This window comes from Mesorhizobium sp. M5C.F.Cr.IN.023.01.1.1, from assembly GCF_003997585.1.
In the GTDB taxonomy this organism is placed as follows: domain Bacteria; phylum Pseudomonadota; class Alphaproteobacteria; order Rhizobiales; family Rhizobiaceae; genus Mesorhizobium; species Mesorhizobium wenxiniae.
On the sequence record NZ_RZSU01000041.1, the window covers coordinates 26779 to 47845 of the forward strand.

13 protein-coding genes, 2 tRNA genes and 2 pseudogenes are annotated in these 21067 nt (G+C 60.8%); 5 read left to right on the forward strand and 12 right to left on the reverse strand.

What is annotated here, in order from left to right; all coding sequences use genetic code 11:
- The first annotated feature begins 201 nt into the window (after positions 1–201).
- A complete protein-coding gene (locus EOA78_RS17895) occupies positions 202–1317 on the forward strand; it encodes a hypothetical protein (RefSeq protein ID WP_127316276.1) in 1116 nt (371 codons plus the stop codon).
- 32 nt (positions 1318–1349) lie between these two features.
- On the opposite strand, the gene nadE is transcribed toward EOA78_RS17895, so the two are convergent.
- From nadE to EOA78_RS17920, 5 genes and pseudogenes are all read right to left on the reverse strand, one after another.
- Positions 1350–2357 carry an NAD(+) synthase gene (gene nadE / locus EOA78_RS17900; RefSeq protein ID WP_127316277.1) on the reverse strand — a complete coding sequence of 336 codons (1008 nt, stop codon included), beginning with the start codon at positions 2355–2357 and terminating at the stop codon, positions 1350–1352.
- Complete coding sequence (locus EOA78_RS17905) at positions 2354–3901, reverse strand: AMP-binding protein (RefSeq protein ID WP_127316278.1); 1548 nt, start codon at positions 3899–3901, stop codon at positions 2354–2356. Before EOA78_RS17905 ends, nadE begins: the two co-directional genes overlap by 4 nt.
- A 22-nt stretch (positions 3902–3923) precedes the next feature.
- The gene (locus EOA78_RS17910; protein ID WP_127316279.1) at positions 3924–4184 is read right to left on the reverse strand and encodes an acyl carrier protein; all 261 of its coding nucleotides are present in this window, start codon (positions 4182–4184) and stop codon (positions 3924–3926) included.
- 17 nt (positions 4185–4201) lie between these two features.
- On the reverse strand, positions 4202–6139 hold the full coding sequence (gene asnB / locus EOA78_RS17915) for an asparagine synthase (glutamine-hydrolyzing) (RefSeq protein WP_127316280.1): 1938 nt from the start codon (positions 6137–6139) through the stop codon (positions 4202–4204).
- Positions 6140–6856: 717 nt separating this feature from the next.
- Positions 6857–11958 (reverse strand): annotated as a pseudogene (locus EOA78_RS17920) (RecQ family ATP-dependent DNA helicase).
- A gap of 939 nt (positions 11959–12897) precedes the next feature.
- Here EOA78_RS17920 and EOA78_RS37095 point away from each other — a divergent pair.
- A pseudogene (locus EOA78_RS37095) lies at positions 12898–13026 on the forward strand (DUF2130 domain-containing protein); the annotation flags it as partial.
- 142 nt (positions 13027–13168) lie between these two features.
- On the opposite strand, the gene EOA78_RS17925 reads toward EOA78_RS37095, so the two are convergent.
- Positions 13169–13244 (reverse strand) — tRNA-Val (locus tag EOA78_RS17925).
- Positions 13245–13458: 214 nt separating this feature from the next.
- Between EOA78_RS17925 and EOA78_RS17930 the strand changes: the two genes are divergently transcribed.
- Positions 13459–13535 (forward strand) — tRNA-Asp (locus EOA78_RS17930).
- 92 nt (positions 13536–13627) lie between these two features.
- On the opposite strand, the gene EOA78_RS17935 is transcribed toward EOA78_RS17930, so the two are convergent.
- The 3 genes from EOA78_RS17935 to EOA78_RS17945 all read right to left on the reverse strand — a co-directional run bounded on the left by EOA78_RS17935 (position 13628) and on the right by EOA78_RS17945 (position 16180).
- Positions 13628–14158, reverse strand: a complete 531-nt coding sequence (locus EOA78_RS17935; protein WP_127316281.1) for a DUF1003 domain-containing protein — start codon at positions 14156–14158, stop codon at positions 13628–13630.
- 366 nt (positions 14159–14524) lie between these two features.
- Complete coding sequence (locus tag EOA78_RS17940) at positions 14525–15631, reverse strand: flavodoxin family protein (RefSeq protein WP_245477568.1); 1107 nt, start codon at positions 15629–15631, stop codon at positions 14525–14527.
- A gap of 54 nt (positions 15632–15685) precedes the next feature.
- Positions 15686–16180, reverse strand: a complete 495-nt coding sequence (locus tag EOA78_RS17945; RefSeq protein WP_127316282.1) for an EF-hand domain-containing protein — start codon at positions 16178–16180, stop codon at positions 15686–15688.
- A gap of 482 nt (positions 16181–16662) precedes the next feature.
- Here EOA78_RS17945 and EOA78_RS17950 point away from each other — a divergent pair, with 482 nt between their 5' ends.
- Both EOA78_RS17950 and EOA78_RS17955 read left to right on the forward strand, forming a co-directional pair.
- Positions 16663–16950 carry a GIY-YIG nuclease family protein gene (locus EOA78_RS17950; RefSeq protein WP_127316283.1) on the forward strand — a complete coding sequence of 96 codons (288 nt, stop codon included), beginning with the start codon at positions 16663–16665 and terminating at the stop codon, positions 16948–16950.
- 259 nt (positions 16951–17209) lie between these two features.
- Entirely contained in the window at positions 17210–17995 is a 786-nt protein-coding gene (locus EOA78_RS17955; protein ID WP_127316284.1) for an ion transporter, read from the forward strand.
- A gap of 330 nt (positions 17996–18325) precedes the next feature.
- On the opposite strand, the gene rbsK is transcribed toward EOA78_RS17955, so the two are convergent.
- From rbsK to ugpC, 3 genes are all read right to left on the reverse strand, one after another.
- Positions 18326–19252, reverse strand: coding sequence for a ribokinase (gene rbsK / locus EOA78_RS17960; protein WP_127316285.1), 927 nt, complete (start codon positions 19250–19252; stop codon positions 18326–18328).
- A 4-nt stretch (positions 19253–19256) separates the two neighbouring features.
- A complete protein-coding gene (locus EOA78_RS17965; RefSeq protein WP_127316286.1) occupies positions 19257–19709 on the reverse strand; it encodes an RbsD/FucU family protein in 453 nt (150 codons plus the stop codon).
- 97 nt (positions 19710–19806) lie between these two features.
- Entirely contained in the window at positions 19807–20865 is a 1059-nt protein-coding gene (ugpC, locus tag EOA78_RS17970; protein WP_127316287.1) for a sn-glycerol-3-phosphate ABC transporter ATP-binding protein UgpC, read from the reverse strand.
- Between the last annotated feature and the right edge of the window lie 202 nt (positions 20866–21067).

Consider the following 21067-nt stretch of genomic DNA (forward strand, 5'->3'; position numbering starts at 1 on the left):
ACGACGCTCGTTTTCATGATCAAGCAAAAGGCCTACCTTGCCGCAGCATTTCAGCTCTCCTTTCGGCCATCGGAGCGATTGCAACTGGGCGAGATCGCACCGCCACGAACACCCGACGGTCGCCGCGATGGCGGATGGGGAGCCTGGCGTCGCCATGGTCCGGGCATGCGGTGGACGGGACTCCGGTGGCGGGAGCCGGGCTTGAGCGTCATTCGCGCCCTGGAAGGTGCCGATCTTCCGGCAGTCGCAGGCATGTTTCAACGCGTGTTTCGCAAAGAGCGGACCGAAGCGCCGGCCTCGCTCATCGAATATATGAGACGGTTTTATCTGGAGGCGCCCGGTTGCGGAGGCGATCTCCGGTCGCTAGTCCATGTCAACGACGCCGGCCGCGTCTCCGGGTTTGTCGGCGTTCACGCATTGCCGATGCAGTTCAACGGCCGGCAATTACACGCCGCCATTTGCAGCTCGCTCATGGTCGAGGATCATGAGCGCGACCCGATGGCCGGAGCCCGCTTGTTGAAAGCTTACCTGGATGGTCCGCAGGACATCTCTTTCAGCGAGACGGCCAACGACATCTCCGCAAGGTTGTGGACACGGCTGCGTGGCGTGGTCCTGCCGCAATACAGTCTCGATTGGGTACGCGTGATGCGGCCGTCGAGCTTTGTGCTCAGCCTGTCCGCCAGTCGCATGAAGCTTGCCCGAATGTTCAATCCGTTTGCGCATGCCCTCGACCGATTTTATTGCAGGCGAATGAAGTCCAGCGAACGACGCTGGTCCGGTGTGGCGGCGGACGGGGCAGGCCATGGCGTCTTACGGACGTCGGAAATCGACAGCGGCACGTTTGCCAAGCTCGTCGAACCGTTGACCGCCCAGTTCGTCCTGCGCCCGGAGTGGGCGGAAGGCCAGCTCGATCATATCCTGGCCGATGCGGCACAAAAGCCGGATATGGGCGAGCTTGTCTTCGTTTCCGTGACATCGCCAGTCGGCACCAATGTCGGCGCATTCGCCTATCACGCACGGAAAAATGAAATCGGTCGCGTGCTGCAGATTCTCGCCCTTCCCGGCCAGGCGGGTGCGGTGATCGACTGCCTGATCGATCATGCCGCCGTACGCGGCGTCAGCGGCCTGCGCGGACGGATTCAACCCGCACTTCTGGAAGCAATGCTTGGGCGACGCATAGCTTTCCTAACTGTTGCCTCGACCGTGGTGCATTCACGCGATCCAGAGCTTTTGGATGCCATGAAGAACTCGCAAGCTTTCCTGAACGGGCTTGCGGGCGAGCAGTGGAGCCGGCTGATCGGCGGCCGCTTCACCTGAAGTGCTTCCGATGACTCGGATCGAGAGGTAGCTCAGGTACCGACTTCCTCGACCTCATCAACGAGTTGCGGGCGCAGGTGCAGATAGCGCGTCGCCTTGCGTTTGGCGGCGATGTCGGCCCAGACGCGTTCAACTTGCGAGGCAGTTAGTCCCGCTGTCTGCCCCACCACTTCGGCAGCCACGCCTCTGTTGAGGCCGCAAAGGCAAATATCCATACGGTCATAGGGAAGCGAGAAGTAGAACTCCTCCTGCGTCTGCGCCAGCGAGTAGGTATCGGTGGTCGGCGGCCGGTTGCGGATTTCCTCTGGAACGCCGAGATAGGCCGCCAGCGCATAGACCTGCGTTTTATAGAGATGTGCGATCGGCTTGACGTCAGCCGCGCCGTCACCGTTCTTGACGAAGAAACCCTGATCGTATTCCAGCCGGTTCGGCGTTCCAAGAACGGCGAAGTTCAAGCGATCGGCATGATAATATTCGATCTGTTTGCGGGTGCGCTGTTTCATGTTGGTGGCGGCGACGATACCGAGATAGACCGGCAGCGGCATTCTCAGTTTCGTCTGCTTGCCCTTGGGATCCTGCACCACCAGCGACGAAATATTGTAGCCTTCGCCCTCAAGCGCGTTCGCGATCACGATCTTCGAGGCCCAGCCTTCGCCATATTCCGGGACCAGTTCGCGGATGAAGGCGTCGCGACGCTCATAGCAGCCCATGGCGCGCAGAGCCGGCCCGATATCCTCCACAATAGCCTCGACACCGAAAGTGTCGGCGACAACGCGGCCGAGCCGCAGACTTTCCGGATCGGAATCGTTTTCCGGCATGAACAGGCACAATACATTCTGAGGCCCGACGGCTCGCGCGGCCAACGCCACCGAAACGCTTGAATCGATCCCACCCGAAAGACCGAGCGTGAGACCCCGCTTGCGAATACCGCGCAACTGCTGGCGCAAAGCGGTGACGATCCGGTCCGTTTCGGCGGCGGGGTCGATCGCCAGGGCCTGCGCCAGAATGGTCTGGGCGCCGTCGCTGGGGCGAACACTCATTGCGCGGCCTCCATCATCTCTGCAGCAAGCCGGCGGCTCACCTTGCCAGTATCGGTTTTTGGTAATTCCGAGCGGAACTCGATGACCTTGGGGACCATGAAATCCTCCAGATGACGTGCGCAGTGGCGCATGACATCCTTTTCGCTTAGCTTCGGGTCCGAGCGTATCACGAGTGCGCCGATCGCATGCCCAAGCACCGGATCCGGCACGCCGACGACAACGGCCTCCGCGATGCCCGGATGGGCGTGAAGCACGGCCTCCACCTCCTTCGGGGCCACCTTCTCCCCCCGCGTCTTTATGATGTCGTCCTTGCGCCCGACGAAATAGAGAAAGCCATCCTCATCGGTCCTGAACAGATCGCCGGTGTAGAGAACCTTCTCCCAAGGATTCGGGCCAGGCCGCAGGGCCCGTTCGGTTGCAGCTTCGTTGCGCCAGTAACCCTGCATGACATGCGGCCCGCGAATGACCAACTCACCCGCAACGCCTGGCGGCACGCGTTGCCCGTGGTCGTCGACGACAAAGGCTTCGGTGTTCGGGATGGCTATGCCGACCGATCCCGGCCGGCGATCGAGCTCCTCGGGCGGCAGGTAGGTGCAGCGCTTGCACTCCGTCAGGCCATACATCGAATAGAGGCTGACACCGGGAAAAAGGAAACGCAGACGTTCTATGTGCGCCTGCGGCAAGGCCGCCGCCGTATTCGAAATATAGCGAAGGCTGGGCAGGAACCCCGGCGCCAGGTCACGCATCTGCAGGATCATCGCTGCCATCGTGGGCACGAGCGGAAGACCGGTGACGCCCTCCTCGCGGATACGCTCAAAGATCGCTTGGGGAAAAGCGAAGGACTTTTCGAGCACGAGCGTGGCGCCGAGCCTGACGGCCATCAGCAACTGATAGAGGCCATAGTCGAAGGCAAGGGGAAGAACATTCAAGATGATGTCGTCTGGCGAGTTGCGCAGATAGGTGGTGATCGAGTCGGCGGCCGCGTCGCAATTGCGGTGCGTCATCATCACGCCCTTGGGCCGGCCCGTTGAGCCTGAGGTGTAGATGAGCATAGCCAGATCGACGTCGATGCCGCCGTGGTCGATCTCACTGGCTTCGAGCGTCAGGCAGTCGGCCAGGGATTTCGCACCTGCCGGGCATTGGCCATCGGTACCAGCGGTGGAAGCCACGAAGATGCCGGTCTTGCCGCTCGATCCGCATGCCTCGGCGACCACAGGCATCAGTTTTGCCTGCGTGAGGATCGCGGCAGCGTCGCAATCGGCGATGATGTAGGCAAGCTTTTCAGCTTTGGTGGATGAGTTGATCGGACTGAACGTCGCTCCTGCCTTGAGGACGGCGAAAATCGAAACCGCGGCCTCCCAGCAATTGTCCAGGAAGACCAGGACCCGGTCGTTGCGCCTGACGCCATTCATGAAAAGGGCGGCGGCTAGGCGGCTCGAAAGGTCGTCCAGTTCTTCGAAGCTCAGCCTTTTGTCTTTGGTGATCAATGCCGTTTTGGCGGGATGGGCAGCGGCCTTCGTGGCCAGGAAATGTTCGATCCGCATGGACGCTCCTCGCCGCGGGCACCTACGCTGCCAGCGCCTTTGCTTTCGCACTGATGAAGGATGAGAGGCGTTCAATCGAATCCAGATTGGCCGGCACAACGTCGGAATCGACCATCGCTATACCGAAATCGTCTTCGATGAATGCCACCAATTCCAGCACGGCGGTCGAGTCGATGATGTCGTTCTCGATCAGCGAGTCTGTATCTGCAAGCTGGTATGACGTGTCGCCGAACAGGAAGTTGTCGACGATAAAAGTTCTGACCTTGTCCTTGATTGTAACCATTTTCTTTCCTTCCCTTCTCAGGCTGCTCGTGCCGCACCGACCTCTTGGCCGGTGAAATTTTTCTGCCACAGCTGCGTCGACAAAATTCCGACGAAGGCCGCGTTGTCGCGAAACCCAGATACTGGCTGCGTGCGGCATTTCTCATGAAGATTCGCCACCGCCTTGGCGTTGAACAGTCCGCCGGCGGCGACGCTCGCTTCGCTCAAGCAGTCGCGTACGTAATCCAGTTCTCCGGCTCCAACAAAGGAGCTGGCGTCCGGGGCTCGGTAAGGTTGTTTGGTGCGCTCCCGGATCGCCGTCGGAAGCAGGTTCTTGGCAGCCTTGCGCAGTATGTGCTTTTCCACCAATCCCTTCAGCTTCATCTCCGGCGGTAGTCTTGCCGCGAATGCCACCAGACGAGGATCGAGGAAAGGGAAACGTCCTTCGATACCATGCGCCATCGCCATGCGATCGCCTTGGCTGGAGAGGATATAACCCGGTAGAAGGAAGCGGGTTTCGAGATATTGTGCCTGATGCAGTGGATGCCACAGGGAAAATGCCTCGGGCAACCGGCTGACCAATTCCTCGGCCGGGTCATAGCCCTTCAACGTCGCACGCAGGTCGCCGGAAAAGAAAATCTTCGCCGCCGCCGTGGTCTTGAAGCGCGACCGATGCGAGAACAGCGGATCGTCGAGCGCAGTGTTACCGGCGCCGAAGAACGCAGCCAGGTACTCCACTGACTGCTGCTGCAGACCCGGCAGATAGGGATAAAGCCTGCGGAACAGCTGTGGCCTCATGCGCGATGCCGGCTGCCGCCCGCAGAACCGGCGAACACGCGCTTCCCTGAAGACATCGTACCCTGCGAAGACCTCGTCGGCGCCCTCGCCAGTCAGCACCACTTTCAGGCCAGCCTGGCGAACGAGGCCGGATAATTGATAGAGGGGGGCCGGGGCCGTGCGGATGATCGGCCGCTCGGCAAAGCGGATGACTTCAGGGAAGACACCGGCGATATCGCCGGCACGGCAGGCAATGGTTCGATGATGGGTGCCAAGTGCTGAAGCCATCTCGGTCTGGAAGGCGCTTTCGTCGTGCTCGGCGCTGTCGAACGTCACGGAAAATGTCTGCAGCTTGAGAGGAGTCATGCCGGCGGCAAGCGCCGAGACAAGGGACGAATCGAGCCCGCCCGAAAGATAAGAACCGACCGGCACGTCGGCGCGCATGCGAAGCCTCACCGCATCAGTCAAAAGCGCCTGCAGCTCCTCGGCCGCATCGTCCTCGTTCGTGACCGTCGACGGCGCGTCCCGATGCGGATAGTCGAGGTGCCAATAGCGTTTGACCGTGACTTGTCCCTGAGTCGCGATCATCACGCTTGCCGGCTCCAGCTCATGGATATTGCGAAAAGCTGTGCGGGGAGCGATCGGCGCCCACAGCGTAAATATCTGGTCGAGTGCAATCGGATCAATTTCGGCTGAGACGCCGGGGACCTTCACGAGGGCTTTGACTTCCGATGCGAAGTAAAGCACGCCGTCCTTGTTCGTGTAGAACAGCGGCCGGACACCCATCCGGTCTCGTGCAAGCACCATACGCCGACGCCTGTTATCCCATATCGCGAAGGCGAAATCGCCGTTCAGAAGCGGCAGGCAGTCTTCGCCCATCTCGTCATACAGGTGCAGGATGACCTCTGTGTCGCTCGACGTACGGAAGCGCCGGCCCTTCGCTGTCAGCCCTTCGCGCAGTTCCAGGTAGTTGAAAATCTCGCCGTTGAACGCAATGGTCAAGTTGCCCGATACATCGGACATCGGCTGCTGGCCATCACCGATCCCGATCACGGACAGCCGCGCATGCCCGAGCCCAGCGTCGGGTGTTACAAATTTCCCTTGCTCATCCGGCCCGCGATGGGCGATCGCAGCTATCATGCGTGCAAGCAAAGCTTCCGCATCCCGGATCGAACCGAAATAGCCCCCGAATCCGCACATTACCTAAGACTCATATATCAGCGAGGTACGAAACATAACCACAATAGTTTCCTCAAGCGTTAACCGGATAACCCCGACTAACACATGGTTAACAATAATTAAAAATCAAAGGTACTTTTTTAGGCTTATTATCTCGTTTCAGATAGAGAAGTATATTCAACGCTAAACGCAACTTTTGTTCGAGCAACGGCGGCGCAGTCGCGTTGCCGCCCGTGGCCGGCTCAGTCGGTCCGTCACAGATTGCTTGTTCGCTCGATGGAGTTTGCAATCCCGAGCCGCCCCGATCTAGCCCGACAAAAAGTGCGGAAACCAAAAGCGCTCAGTCTGCCCCGAAGTCAGCGAGCGGCCGTCGATCTGCTCACGTGCAATCTTGGACGCGCTGATAGTCGAATGAACCGGGCGGAGATGTCCGGAGGGAAGCGAGGGGTATTTCCGCCGGCTCAACTGAACCCGGAGGAGTCATTCGGGGTTCCAGCGCTGCCTGACGCCATCCGGCCCTGATCTGTTCCCCTTTTAAGGTGAAGGCGGAAGCGGACTCGTCAAATTCGAATGTCAGTCGGCGGGCGCCAAAAGAAGGTTCGGTTTGTCGCCTTCAAGCTGCGGCCATTGAAGAAGGTCGCTGTGGGAAGATGGGGCCCTTTGCTAGCTGGGCTTTACGCCGAGAGGCTCCTTGTCCGCTGGGATCCTCACCAATGTTGTCCGCAAGCCGTGAGACTATCACCCGAATACCAGCTCCGGTATGATCGCTTCCCAGACATCTCTGTGAAGGTGCACCTGATACTCTTCCTGGTTGTCGGACTTGCGCCAGCGCACGATGGCGCCGACTTCGCCGCGCAGAAAGCTGAGGCGCTCGGGTGGTGACCAGCTTTTGGCCATGCGTCCGAGGGCTTGTCCCTGAGCGTCCTGTATCATCCAGGTGGGGCCTTCGCGTACGATATGAACCGGATCTCCTACTTTCGCCGCCGATATTGAGGCAATTGAGGGATGACCCGTCCTGAGACGCCCCGCCCATGACAGGTCCACAGTCTTTAGGTCCGGCACCTGGTACAGGGCAGTCGGAAGAGCGACGTCAGCGCCGATGGCTGGTGCGGCTCGGCGCAGCACATGCTCTGCGCCCTGCTGGACAAACGGATGCTGTCCATCGGCAATGATGGCAAGGCTGCGCCGAGCCCTGGTCATAGCGACATAGAACAGGCGGCGCGGCGCATCGGGATCCTCGCCTTTGGAAGGCCTGTCCCAACCGCCATTCAGGATGACGACGTCATCGAACTCCACACCTTTGGATCGATGCGCCGTCAGCAGCAGTAGGGAGCGCTGATCGCTGCGGGCATCATTGGCCCATTCAGCGAACCACTCGACAAGGTCCGGCACAGGCATGGTCTTGTTCGCAAGCTCTTTCGCCAGCGCGGCGATGCCTTCGGCGATCAGGTCCGTCCAGCGGTTGGACGGTATCGCGTTCAGCACGTCGACCAGATCACGGATGGCCAGCAGACGGGTAGTATCCCGGCGCAAGGCGTCGATGAATTGCTGCATCTCACGCAGACGCCAAATGCTGGGCATGCTCTCGTTAGCCATCTCCACGGGAATGCCAAGCGATTCGGCATAGGCGCGCGCCGGGGTCAGCCGCCGCCAGTCGCGCGCGATGATCGCCGCACGCGACCAGCTCCACTCCGGATCAAGGCGCGACAGCCGGACGAGTTCATCAACTGCTGCCATCGCCTGCGCCACGTCGCCGGATGGGCAGTCCAGCACTTGCACCCGCCCGTGGGCAACCGGATCGAGCGCCGCCATCTCTCCACCGGTCGGCCCCTTGCTGCGCTTGCGATCTATGGCAATGTCGTGACTGGCTTTCATGCGATCAGCGGCGGGCGCGATGACCGCGTTAGCCGCCGCAATGATATGTCCGGTCGAGCGGTAGTTCTCGATCAGGAACTCCGGTCGTGCACTGTAGTCGGCCTCGAACTGGCGGATGAAGCGGATGGACGCGCCGGCGAAAGCATAGATGTTCTGATCGTCGTCGCCCACCGCAAAAAGGCCGAGTTGAAGCTCCTTATCGTCCAGTGAGCGGCCTGCAACGGCGGAGATCAGTGCGTATTCCTCGGGGCCAATATCCTGATACTCGTCCACCAGAATCCAACGATAACCATGGATCAGCGTCTCGCGTTGAGCCTCTGCCTCGGCCTTGCTGAGCCCTTCGCCGTTTAGTTGGCGCACCGCTTCCAAGACGATTCCGTCGAAATCGTGCGTCGTCTCGCTCGCCGCTCCGGCAAAGCTCGCTCCCACCAGTCGCATCGCGAGGGCGTGGCACGTGGATATGGTTACGGCATTGGCGTCATCGCCGATCAGGTGTCGCAGCCGGATGCGTATCTCGGCGGCAGCATGACGGTTATAGGTCAGCACGAGGATGCCGCGCGGGTCCTCGCGGCGGACCCGGATCAGGTAGGCGATGCGATGGACAAGAACGCGCGTCTTGCCTGGCCCGGACCGGCGAGGACCAGCACGTTGGTCTGCTCGCGATCATCTGCGACGATCTTCTGCTGCACTGGATTGTTCAGTGCCTCGACGATGGCTTTCCAGGAGGCGCCGGTGGTTTGGCGTCGGATCTCCATACCCTTGCCGGGCATCCAGCGGCGCAGGAAGGCGTCGCGCTCCAGCACGAAGTAATCCTCAGACAGCCGCAGCGCCTGATCCATCGCGACAACACCCTTTTCGGCATAGGCCGCCATCACATGAGTCTGGATGGTCTGCTCGGCGTAGTGTTCCTCAAGGGGCACAAAATCTTTCACAGTGAACTGGCCGCCCGAGGAGTTGAGATAGACTGTCATCGCTTGCCGGAAAACAGTCAGCCCTTTGCCCAGCGTGACCACCTCCTGCTCGTGCAGCCACAGAAGTGCGCGGTCCATCAGCTTCGTCATGTCCTGAATGCCGCTGCTGCGAAGCAGGGCGTCTCCGGTGAGGGCTGCAAGCAGATCGCCCATCGTGGTTTCGACTTGGATGTCCTTGCCGCGGCTGCCCTTCGGTAGCTTGCCCAGAAGATGTTCCAGCAACAGCTCGGCGCCCTGGTGCCGCAGGTTAGCTGTCTGTTCCAGCGCCTGCCAGGACTGTTGCAGCGTCACGATCAACGTGTTGCGCGAAGCCTTGCGCAGCCGCAGATTGCCCTTGCCGCCGTCCTGATCGCGCCCGTCTCGGCCCATGCTGCGCAGCAACTTTTCCACGATGTCGGGGCGCACTGCGCTGTGCCCCTGATTGCGGAGCGCCTGACAGGTTTCGGCCAAATGGAGGGGAATGCCCCCCGCACCTTCGGCATCGGGGGCGGCTTCGCGCATCAGGGCAATCAGCGCGGATTCAAGCTGTGCGGCCTGCCCCAGTCGCTGCTGCGAATGCCCCTCGATGGTGACATGGACAAAGACCGTGACCGCCAGGTCGTTGCGGGCGACCCCGAGCGCCTCGAGATCGGCCATTGCCTTGATCAGCATGCCGCCCGTCAATCCGCTGACCCCGGCCAGCTCATCGGTGGAAATGCCCTGATCGGGGGGTGCGTTCATCAGGTGGCGGGTGATATCCAGAAGCTGCTTGCGACGGATGCCGGTGATCGCGGTCTTGGCCAGGATCGCCTCGACCTCTTCCAGGTTGCGTATCCTGAGGGATGAGGGGAAGACCTGAACCCGGTTCTCCTCGCGGCTCAGGAGCGTGGCTTCTTCCAGCCAGGACACCGCGGTTTTCACCCTGGTGTCGTCGGTGGCGCTGTCGCGCTCGAACTCCTGATCGCGTCCGGCTCGGACGACTTCACCTGAGGTGGCCACCACGGTGCCGGTCTTCTTCATCCGGTCGTCCAGCCGCCGCAGGGCCTTGAGGATGGCACCGATTTCGTGCCGAGCCAGGCGCGAGCGCGCCGAAAGCGAGAACTGCCGCTCGACATCCTCGGCGGCGAACAGCAGGACGCAATTGGCATGGGCGCGGTCGCGGCCCGCTCGCCCGGCTTCCTGCAGGTAGTTCTCCAATGATCCGGGAATGTCGCCATGCACCACCAGCCGGATATCGGGCTTGTCGATCCCCATGCCGAAAGCGTTGGTCGCGGCGATGATCCGGAGCTCGCCGATGCGAAATCGTTCCTGGATATCGCGCTTTTCCTCGGGGGTCAGCCCGGCGTGGAACCGTTCCGCCGACAGACCCTGCTGCTTGAGGAAATCGGCGACGCGTTGCGTCTCACTGCGGGTGGCGCAATAGACTACGGCGCCCGAAGCCCCATCCTGTGGCAGTTTGGCCTCGATCACATCGAGGATATCGGCCAGCTTGGTGCCGCGCTGTGTGGGCCGGACCTCGAAGCTGAGATTAGTGCGCACCGCGCCGCCGTCCAGCAGCATCAGTTCGCGCTGCAGACGTGACTGGAAATGATCGCGGATGTCGCGCACTACTTCGGGCTTGGCGGTGGCTGTAAGGCAGAGCACTGGAGCAGGCGCTTCATCGCCCGAGAATTCCTTGATGAAGCGGCTGACATAGCGGTAGTCGGGCCGGAAATCGTGGCCCCATTTCGACACGCAATGCGCCTCGTCCAGCACCCAGAGCCCGATCTCACGCTGGGCCAGAACCGAGCGGACCGAGTTGCTGCGCAATTGCTCGGGCGAGATCAGCAGCATAGCCGCCTCTCCCATGCGCACACGGTCCAGCGCGTCCTGCCGCTCGGGTATCGACAGCATTCCATTGACCGTGACGGCCGAGGAAATTCCTGCCCGCGCCATGCCCTGCACCTGATCGGCCATCAGTGCGACCAGCGGCGAGATTACCACGGTCAGCGCGCCGGTCTTGTCGAACTTCGAGAGGGCGGGGATTTGATAGCAGACCGATTTGCCGGTGCCAGTCGGCAAAATGCCGAGGATGCTCGCCCCACGCATCGCCTCATCAACGATCCGTTCCTGAAGAGGGCGACCCATATCGTCCACCGGCTGCGCGCGAAAGGCATCAAACCCGAACCAGCGCGACAACGCGCGGACTGGGTCGTTCCTCTCGCTGCACCAGGCGCAATCTGGGCTTTCGCAATTGGTGTCGCGCAGGTGCCGCACGATCAGTGCAGCCTCGCGGAATTGCGCCCGCACCCAGGGTGGCATGACGGAGTCCCCGCCCGCGACCAGGATCCAGGATATAGCATAGGCCATGGGCCATCCGAGTTGCGGGCTCGAAAGGCGGGTCAGCGTCTGCTCTATCCGCCTCTCACAGGCGCGCCCCGATAGCAGCCGGAAAATCGCTTCTCTCGCCGCAAGAGGACCGGGCGCAGGAGCTCCGCGAAGTTCCTGGAACACTGCGTCGAACCCGCCCGGGTTCTCCATTCTCGTGGTAAGGAAATGAAAGGCTGCCGCGGCATCGGGCTGGTCGGCGTTCTGCTGCGTCAAGGCCGATAGTTGATTGCGCAGCACCTGAAACACCAGTCGCGCATCCATTTCCGGATCGTTGACATGGCCCGCTTGCAGGCGCCCGTCGTGGTAGTGCTTGACCAGGTGGTGGTAGGGATTGCGCGGAAATGCGAGCGGATTGAGCCATAGGGTGTCAATCGGCGATCGAAAAATATTCGCCAGCCCAGGCTGCACCGCGACCAGATGAGGCAAGTCATGCCGAATAATGTTGTGGCCGAGCAGATGCTCGGCCTCGCCTGATTCTGCTTCCAGACGGTCAAGGGCCGCCACGAGATCGCGTTTCTTTGCCAGGATCGGGGGACGAGCATCATCGCGCACCGCCGCAAAAGCGAAGATGGTGGCGGTTGCAGGATCCACTTCCAGGTCGACCGAAACGCAACGCTGCAGGAAGGATTGGAAAGGCTCAGTCATACTGCACGGACACTATTCACGGGATGAAAACGGTTAGCGATCATGGTCGCGCGCTTGACGAAAGGTCAACGCTCGACTTGATCCACAAGAACTTTGCCCGGCAGCCATCTATCAAGCTCAGTTCTATACGCGAAACCGTACCCGCGGAGGTTATCGACTAATCCTGATCACGCCTCACAGAGGGCAATGTGCGCCTGAGTTCGTCGCCCAGCGGCAACCATTCGAGACGCAGTATCTGCCCAATGCCGCAACCTGGGGCCTAAAGCACACAGCGCTTCGATGCCAAGAGGTGCCGCGAAGGGCCGGGCGCTGAAGGCTCGGTTTGAAATCGCTCGCTTCGGAAATTGAAGGAAAGTCTCAGGCCGTGCCAACTGAGCCGAGAACCTGGTGCTGCAGCACAAGCGCGCCATCGTTTCCGACAACGGCGACTTTGGGGCAACGACAGCAGGGCGCCTACTGACCGACTTGCGGCGCATTGCGGGCTGGAATGATCGGGGCCGAAGGCGGACTGGCAGCTTTCGGGAATCCTATCCGTATTACCTGATTCCGTATCTCGCCTTTGATCCGCCGGCGTTGGCCGCCAACAGACAGGCAATTTCCGGGAGCCCCGATGTTGCGATGTTGCAAACAGGGCGCTATCCGCTCCCCGACCGCGCTACCTGGCGCCAATCCCGATGGAGTGGTCGAATCCTGAGGCCGACGTCGGACTGTCCAGCGGTCTTTTCCTCTACGGGCATTGGGGCGAAACAGCGATCGGTTCTTCCCACTCGCCTCTGACCACATCGAACGGAGAAGATGCCGCCTCGCCCTGTTCCGGATCGCCGTAGACTGCTGTCTCAACGTAGCGATGCCCGTTGAGGGAGATCATCTTAGAAGTAGCGGTAGAGACTCGCGAATATATGCGCGCCGTATTTCCAGTTTGGGGGTACGAGGCACCGCCAAATCCAAAGCGTCATCGAGCCCACAGTCGGCGTGTATGGAGACCTCCAAGCGATCGCGGGAAAGGCAATGCTGGAGATCGAGAGTCTACAGGTTTTGGCCGTGGAAGGGCCATCGAATGATGAATGATTCCTGCCCAACCGATGCGTTGTCGACCTGCTACGGGGCGCAGGAATCGCCGCGTCGAGTTGCTAGTTTGTAGCTAGGGGCGCTAGCCCAGCGATGAGAGGCCAGTCACGACCAAAAATAATCAATTTAATTCAGTGTTGTATGGTGGGCGATGACGGGCTCGAACCGCCGACATCTTCGGTGTAAACGAAGCGCTCTACCAACTGAGCTAATCGCCCGCTCCGGCCGGACCTTTAAGCAGTTAGGACGGGGTTCGCAAGGCCAAATGAGCGCACGATGCCCTCGCCGTTGATCGTTTTCGGCAACAAAATTCGGCTTGTCAAAAAACCTTCTCCTGTTTGCGGTTATGCTGTCGCGCTCCGCTTGACACCCGGTGGCTTACGCCTTATCCACCGCCCCAACGACGAACACGGCTGACCGTGCTCGTCTTGCGCGGGTGTAGCTCAGTTGGTTAGAGTGCCGGCCTGTCACGCCGGAGGTCGCGGGTTCGAGCCCCGTCACTCGCGCCATTTTCAATCACTTAGCTGATTGGAAATGAAAAAGATCTCTGAATGCCGGACCGGCAATTCGGATACTGGTGTCGACTGGCACTCGATAAATCCTAGCGCTTGGTCTGATTTTCAGAGACCCGTTCGATTTGGCTCATCACCGCTTGAGGATCGACGTTCTGAGCTAGCTGGGGCAGTTCGTCATCTGCTGGCGTCGGTACCTTCAAACGCTCCGTCAGGGCGGACATCATTTCGATCAGTCGCGTGGTTTCATGCTCGTTGAGCAGGCTGATTTGCAGATCCAGCTCAGCGCGGCGCTCGCTGAGCTCAGCCATTCTGTTCTGGTTGATCAGTACAAAGGTAGACAGGAAGATCGCCTCAACCGAAGCTACCATTGCCAATATCACAAAACTTGGGTCCCAGGGTGGAACAGCCGGGATCGCTCCAAGGTTCAGCACGACCCAGACGATCAGAATTGAAAGGTGCAGGTACACGAATGCCATGCTCCCCGCGAAACGGGAAATGACGCCGGCAATTCGATCTTGAAACGCCCGATGCTGCTCCTGCTCTCGTCGATGGTCAACCAGAGCTTGAATGTTGTTGTGGAGAACCGACTGCATGTCGGCGGATTGTGGCGCGGCCATGGACATCAAGGCCCGACTTTAAGCGCTAGGCCTGAGGTCCAGCCGCGGCGGCAAGGAAGTTTCGTAGACGTTCTCAACCTGATAGGCCTCTTGGTTCCCAGTTGGAAGCGGGACAACGCGGCCGGGGATGCGTGCTCGCTGCCGCTTCTCTCGGACGCTGAGCTCCTTAACGCCTGTTGTGGCGCATGGTTGCCCGGCTCGGCGCGACTGGCAGTAGGGTGAAGGTCGTGAGATCGACCCGGCAGAGCTTTCATGAAACCATTTTTCCCAAGCCTTCGTAAGCCGATGCTCGGCACGTTCGCCGACTAAGCTCGGGCTCGGTTCCGAGCGGAATTGCGGGATTCCGTGCTTCGCTGATCGGGTCGCCTACTTTTCCCGCGGGTCTTCCAGGCCGATGCCGATCTGACGGAAACGGCCCGCCCGACGTTCGACGACGGCTTCGGCGAGCGAGCGGGCGGCGTTGCGAACTTCTTCCTGGATTGTCTCGTCGGCATCGAGTTCATCATGACTTGTGGCGTACGGCTTCCAATAACCGATGTAGCGGTCGAGCTCGGCGCTGGGGCCGGCCGGCGACAACTTCATGAAGCGCAGCCAGTCAGCGATGGAATGCCGCACATTCTCCGCACCTTCGACATCGCCGTGCACGATCACAGAAAATAGCCTGCCCGCCAGATGACGCGGATAGTCCCACCCGGCCAGTTCTACCTCTTTTGCCTTTGCCGCATCCTTGCCTTGAGTCAGCGAGGGGTCTGGATTGCCACCGTCAGCGCAGACAAGCCTGTCCATCATCAGTTTGACAGGCGAGGAAACCTGATACCAGTTCACCGGCGTGATGATCATGATCCCATGGGCGGCGACCCACATTGGGTAGATTTCGTTCATCCAGTCCTGAACTTGCCCAAGCGAATGGTTGGGATAGCAGGAACAGGGCCAATGGCAGAGTGGAGCGGCCGTCGAAAAGCACGCCTTGCATGGATGGATGTTCCTCCCGTATTCGGAAGCGAGTCGCGACAGATCGAGAATTTCGACCGCAAGTTTCGTTTCCTTGTCGATGGTCTCACGGGCGATTTCGGCGAGCCGGAAACTCTTCGACATTTCGCCGGGACAGGTGTGCTCGCTGCGCGACGACCCGTTGATGATCAATAGACGCGGCGGGACCGTTGGATCCTCGTACCGACGCTGCGCCTCTAGCATCGCTTCATGCGCCGCAATCCAATCGACCGACAGATCGTAATCGGGGTCGCTGAACTCAGGACCGGCTTTCCTCGTGATCGGGCTCTTGCGGGAATCCGCATAAGCCTGCCAGGCGATCGAAGCGATTTGCTCAATCGACTGGGCGAGCGGTTCGAATGCTGGATCGACGAATTGCTGCTTGTACCTTGCCTTGAAGTCTTTCTCACTCAGTCTGGGACTAGCCATGCCCTTGCGAGGCGCCGGGGTTTTCCCGACGAACTTGCCAACGAGACCAGCCATTTCCGAATTCCTTTCCCGAATTTTCGTCCAGGAACGCGCGAGACTTGCAGTGATTTATTCATCCGTTTCGTCGGCACCTCCGTGGAAGAAGGATCGGATTTCCTCCCTGTCGACGCTGTCATCGCCGTTCTCGTCGACGGCGTTGAATATCCGCCCGATGAAATCCTGAACTTCGGTTTGAGACAGCGCACCATCGCCGTCGGCGTCGACTATGGCGAACATCATTCGCATCCGTGCGCCATGCATCATCCCGCCTCCCATTCGGCGCCCATCATGCGGACCTCTGCGGAAATCGCGATGCCAACGGTCGCCGCCTCGTCGTTCTGCTCGGGGCCGGCGATGCTCTTGCATTCTCTCCTCCAGCATCTCGGTCATCATCTGACGCATCATATTGCGCATGGAGTCTTCGGTTGGCCCGCCTGGCGACGGCTGTGAACCTTGATTCTGTGCAGGTGCGGCGGGCGCAGGTGGGGTCGTCTGGGATAGCGCCGCCGAGGCCAGCATAGCCAGCGCCGCGGCAACTGCTGTGGTTTTGCTTGCTGATTTCATCGTATTCTCCCTGGAGAATGGTGGACCGAACGTGTCGGCATCCAAGCCAAACCCGCTGCTCGCCGCATGGTTCCTGGCGACTTGGTAGATCATCGCTGTGTGACGGTTCTTCCTTCACGCTGCCGTAGAAAAATGCAGTCGCTACAGCGACATAGAGCAGTGATTCGCTTTGACAGCGGGCCAGAAGACCATTTCCGACCGGGGCCTGTCGCGCTGGAGGTCGCGGATGGCCCAGTTTTTATGCACAGAGGATTTGGTTCTTCGACTGAGCCCCGTCGAGGGTCGCTGTCGGCCGGCCTCCAACTGCCAATCTCCAACGTCTGCGATTAGCGCTAAGCCCCCGCGCCTTCGTCATCCTAGGGCGGAGCAAGGAGCGAAGCGACGCGGCGCAGACCCTGGGATCCACGCCGTGACATCAGCCGAAGAATGCAGCGGCCAAGAATGGCGCTTGTATCCGCAAGGGTGCCAGCTACCCTTCCACCATGACCGGCTATGCCTACATGACCGCGAGCCAGAAGCGTGGCACGATCTACATCGGTGTCACCAACGATCTCGGCCGCCGCATGCCGGAGCACAAATCCGGCGAAGGCTCGCGCTTCACCAGCCGCTACGGCGTGCGGCGCCTGGTCTGGTACGAAGAACATTTCGACATTCGTGACGCCATCCAGCGCGAGAAGTCGCTGAAGCGCTGGCCGCGCCAATGGAAGATCGAACTGATCGAGAAGACCAATCCGGATTGGTTCGAGCTTTTTCGTGGAACGGGGTGGTAGCGTTCGGTTCTGGTCCGCAGGAGCACTGCCGCGAGGTAGCGGCATGGATCCCAGGGTCTGCGCCGCGTAGCTTCGCTCCTTGCTCCGCCCTGGGATGACGAAGTGGAGGGGTGCTTCGGCTAATCTCGAAACTTTCGGTTTCCTGAGAGTTTCAACTTTTGTATTTGTTGCGTTCCGAGCCTGTCATATGCGTTTGAGCATTGGATATTCCCGAACCCGGTTCCCACTTTGGGTCCGATGCTCTAACGGAGAAGAAGCCTTGGACGCCCTGAAATCGCTCATCGAATCGCGCCATTTCGACCTCACGATCATGGTCCTGATCCTGATCAACGCCGTCACGCTCGGCCTCGAAACCTCGCCCGATGCGATTGCTGTTTTTGGCCCTCTTCTAACAGCCATCGACCGCGCGATCCTCGGCGTCTTCGTGCTCGAACTCGCGATCCGGGTGGTCGTCTACAGGACGAATTTCTTCCGAGATCCATGGCGCATCTTCGACCTCTTCGTCGTCGGTTTCGCGCTCATCCCCGCGACCGGTTCGCTCTCCGTGCTGCGGGCGCTGCGCATCCTGCGGGTCCTGCGCCTGATCAGCATCGTTCCGTCGCTGCGCCGTGTCGTCACCGGCTTCATCACCGCCTTGCCCGGCATGGGCTCGATCATGCTGTTGCTCGGGCTGGTGTTCTACGTCTTTGCGGTGATGGCGACGAAGCTCTACGGCTCGTCCTTTCCCGAACTGTTCGGCGGCATACCGGAATCGCTCTTCACGCTTTTCCAGGTCATGACTCTCGAAGGCTGGTCGGACGGCGTGGTGCGCCCGGTCATGGCGGTCTATCCGACCGCCTGGCTGTTCTTCATCCCTTTCATCATCGCGACCTCGTTCACCGTGCTCAATCTGTTCATCGGCGTGATCGTTTCGGCAATGGAGGCCGAGCATGAAGCCGTAGAATCGGCCGACAGGGCAACGCTGCACAGCGATCAGGCCATCATCCTCGCGGAGTTACAGGCGCTGCGGGCAGAGGTCCGCGAATTGTCCGGCGTTCGCAGCTAGATCCGCCTCATTCGGCGCGACAGGTACTTCCCCGCGAGCATTGTAAAACACAGCCATTCCCATCCGTAGGCGGCTTCTGATGGTGTGGTGCCGTGAAAAAGTCCGCCGCTCCATTTGCGAAGCGGCGGGCCCCCCAGGTTACCCCCCGATTGCCAGGGTTGCCCCCCGGCATTGCTGACCGTGCAATTGCGGCGCCAGACCCAGTGATCCATTACGGGACACCTATGCCAATGACGCAAGATAGGTTTGCCGATTCATATTAACTGTGGCTAATATGTCACCGTGGTCGGAACGGACTAAAGTTGAGAGCGCCGGCCAGGCTGCGCGGCCTCACCCTTTGGCGAGCAATGCCTCGACCTCTTGTAGCGTCGGCATCGACGGCGCCGTGCCGGGCCGGGTTACCGAAATGCCGGCAACGGCGCAGGCGAAGCGCACCGCCTGCAGCGGCTCCATGTCTTTGGCGAGCGCTGCCGCCAGGCCGCCATTGAAGGCGTCGCCCGCCCCTGTGGTCTCGACCACCGCGCCGGCATTGACCACGGGAACATGGTCGGAACGATCGGCCGTGTGCAGCAGCGCGCCTTTTTCGCCGAGCGTGATGATCGCCGAACCGACGCCCTTGCTGAGCAGACTGTCGGCGGCGCGGCGGGCGTCGTCGATGGAGGACACATTGATACCGGTCAGTTCCTCGGCCTCGGTCTCGTTCGGCGTGACATAGTCGCAAAGCGTATAGATGCGGTCAGGAAGCTTTGCCGCCGGCGCCGGGTTGAGGATGGTCGTCACGCCTGCCCCGCGCGCGATCTCCAGCGCCCGCAGCGCCGCCTCGATCGGCTGCTCGAGCTGGGTGACGAAGACGCCCGCCGAGCGGATCAGGCCGGCGTTAGCCTCGATGTCGTCGGGCGAAATCAGCATGGCCGCACCCGGACTGACGATGATGGCGTTGTTGCCGGTGGTCTCCTCGACGAAGATATAGGCCGCACCCGTATAACTCTCCGGCGTGTCGATGACCGCGCTCTTCACCCCGGCCTGCGCCCAGGTTTGCCTGGCCATATCGGCAAAGGGATCGACGCCGAGGCGCGTCAGGAAAGTGATGTCGGCACCGAGACGGCCGGCCGCAACCGCCTGGTTGGAGCCCTTGCCGCCGGGGCCAAGCGTGAAGGATGTTCCAAGGAGCGTCTCGCCCATGCGTGGCTGGCGGGCGGCGCGGTAGGCAGTATCGGCGACGAAGACGCCCAGTATGACGACAGGCTTGCCTGGCATCTCCCTACTCCGCATCCGGCGGAACGACGCCCTTGCGGAAGGCGAAACAACCATAAAAGCGGCGCTCGCCGGTCTGGATGACGCAATAGGCCTTTTTGGCACGTTCGTAGAAGGCGTAGCGTTCGACCGAAATCATCGGCCATGGCTTGCCCTCCGCCGCGTCGATCTCGTCTTGCACTTGCCTCTGCACTGCGGGAATCTCGTCCGGCTTGCCGACGATCTCCATGCGGGCGGCCGCATCGTCGACGAAACTGTCCAGCGGATAGAGCGACAGCACCGCCTTGACCACGTCCGCGGCCGGCGCATCGATACGCAGCAGTCGGCCGAGGACGGTCTGGCGGGCCACCGAATCGGAGGGGAAATTGGTGTCGGCGATTATCAAATCGTCGCCGTGGCCCATCGCCCGCAGCGCCTGGAGCACATCGGCATTGAGCAGCGGATTGATCCCTTTGAGCATGGCATTCCTCCCGAACGGTCTTTTTGATGCGAAGCCTGGCGCGTGATCCCGAAAAGTGATGTCGGTTTCGGATAAGATCATGCGCAAATTCAAAGTGTTAGAGACGACGGCCGGTCTCTGCGTCGAAGAGGTGGACCTGGTCCAGCCGTGGTTTCAGGTGAAGCGTGTCGCCCGGCTTGAAGTCGTGGCGCTCACGGAACAGTGCCACCATCTCGCCCTCGCCGAAACGCAGAAACACCAGCGTTTCGGAACCGGTCGGCTCGACGACGGAAATCTTCGCCGGCACGCCGTCGGGGTGGATTTCGAGATGCTCGGGCCGCACGCCGTAGACGACCTTGCGCCCATCCTCCACGGCGCTGTTCGCGGCGATAGGGAACGGCGTCCCGGCGATCTCAACGACAGGCTTGTCGCCCTTGCGCACCACGCCCTTGAGCAAGTTCATCGAGGGCGAGCCGATGAAGCCGGCGACGAACAGATTGGCCGGCCGGTCGAACAGTTCCAGCGGCGCGCCGACCTGCTCGATGCGGCCGTCGCGCATCACCACGATCTTGTCTGCCATAGTCATGGCCTCGATCTGGTCGTGCGTGACATAGATGGTGGTGGTCTTCAGCCGCTGGTGCAGCTCTTTGATCTCGGTGCGCATCTGCACACGCAGCTTTGCGTCGAGGTTAGACAGCGGCTCGTCGAACAGAAACACCTGCGGGTTGCGCACGATGGCGCGGCCCATGGCGACGCGCTGGCGCTGGCCGCCCGAGAGCTGGCGCGGATAGCGCTTGAGATAGGGACTGAGGTCAAGGATATCGGCGGCGCGCTTGACCCGCTCGGCGACCACCGCCGGATCGGTCTTCCGCAGCTTCAGCGCAAAGGCCATGTTCTGCTCGACCGTCTTGTGCGGATAGAGTGCGTAATTCTGGAACACCATGGCGATGTCGCGTTTGGCCGGCGGCAGATGATTGACGACACGGTCGCCGATCGCGATCGTGCCGCCGGAAACGGTCTCCAGCCCCGCCACCATCCTGAGCAGCGTGGACTTGCCGCACCCCGAAGGACCGACCAGAACCACGAACTGCCCGTCGGCGATGTCGACGCTGACATCGTGCAGGACCTTGACGGTTCCGAACGCCTTGGCCACATTGCTGATCGCGACTTGAGCCATGGGCCCCCCTTTCGTTGCGGTGAAGCTAAACAACGCAAACGGCTAGGGCAAGTCAGTCTTTTATAGATAAAAAACCCCATTCTCGTTGACACGGCACTTGGTTGTGAGAATAGTGAAAGGGCTCGGGTTATGACCCTGTTCCGGGCGCACCGGCACGCTCGTCCGGGCCACGGAAATCAAAGTGTCGCGGAGGAAAACTTGG

What these genes read in the sequence shown, in the direction of transcription:
- nadE (WP_127316277.1), bottom strand. Translation starts at nt 2,357, where the DNA reads ATGAGTGTTCGCCCCAGCGACGGCGCCCAGACCATTCTGGCGCAGGCC.
- EOA78_RS17905 (WP_127316278.1), bottom strand. Translation starts at nt 3,901, where the DNA reads ATGCGGATCGAACATTTCCTGGCCACGAAGGCCGCTGCCCATCCCGCC.
- EOA78_RS17910 (WP_127316279.1), bottom strand. Translation starts at nt 4,184, where the DNA reads ATGGTTACAATCAAGGACAAGGTCAGAACTTTTATCGTCGACAACTTC.
- asnB (WP_127316280.1), bottom strand. Translation starts at nt 6,139, where the DNA reads ATGTGCGGATTCGGGGGCTATTTCGGTTCGATCCGGGATGCGGAAGCT.
- EOA78_RS17935 (WP_127316281.1), bottom strand. Translation starts at nt 14,158, where the DNA reads ATGGCCGCGCCACAATCCGCCGACATGCAGTCGGTTCTCCACAACAAC.
- EOA78_RS17940 (WP_245477568.1), bottom strand. Translation starts at nt 15,631, where the DNA reads ATGGCTGGTCTCGTTGGCAAGTTCGTCGGGAAAACCCCGGCGCCTCGC.
- EOA78_RS17945 (WP_127316282.1), bottom strand. Translation starts at nt 16,180, where the DNA reads ATGAAATCAGCAAGCAAAACCACAGCAGTTGCCGCGGCGCTGGCTATG.
- EOA78_RS17950 (WP_127316283.1), top strand. Translation starts at nt 16,663, where the DNA reads ATGACCGGCTATGCCTACATGACCGCGAGCCAGAAGCGTGGCACGATC.
- rbsK (WP_127316285.1), bottom strand. Translation starts at nt 19,252, where the DNA reads ATGCCAGGCAAGCCTGTCGTCATACTGGGCGTCTTCGTCGCCGATACT.
- EOA78_RS17965 (WP_127316286.1), bottom strand. Translation starts at nt 19,709, where the DNA reads ATGCTCAAAGGGATCAATCCGCTGCTCAATGCCGATGTGCTCCAGGCG.
- ugpC (WP_127316287.1), bottom strand. Translation starts at nt 20,865, where the DNA reads ATGGCTCAAGTCGCGATCAGCAATGTGGCCAAGGCGTTCGGAACCGTC.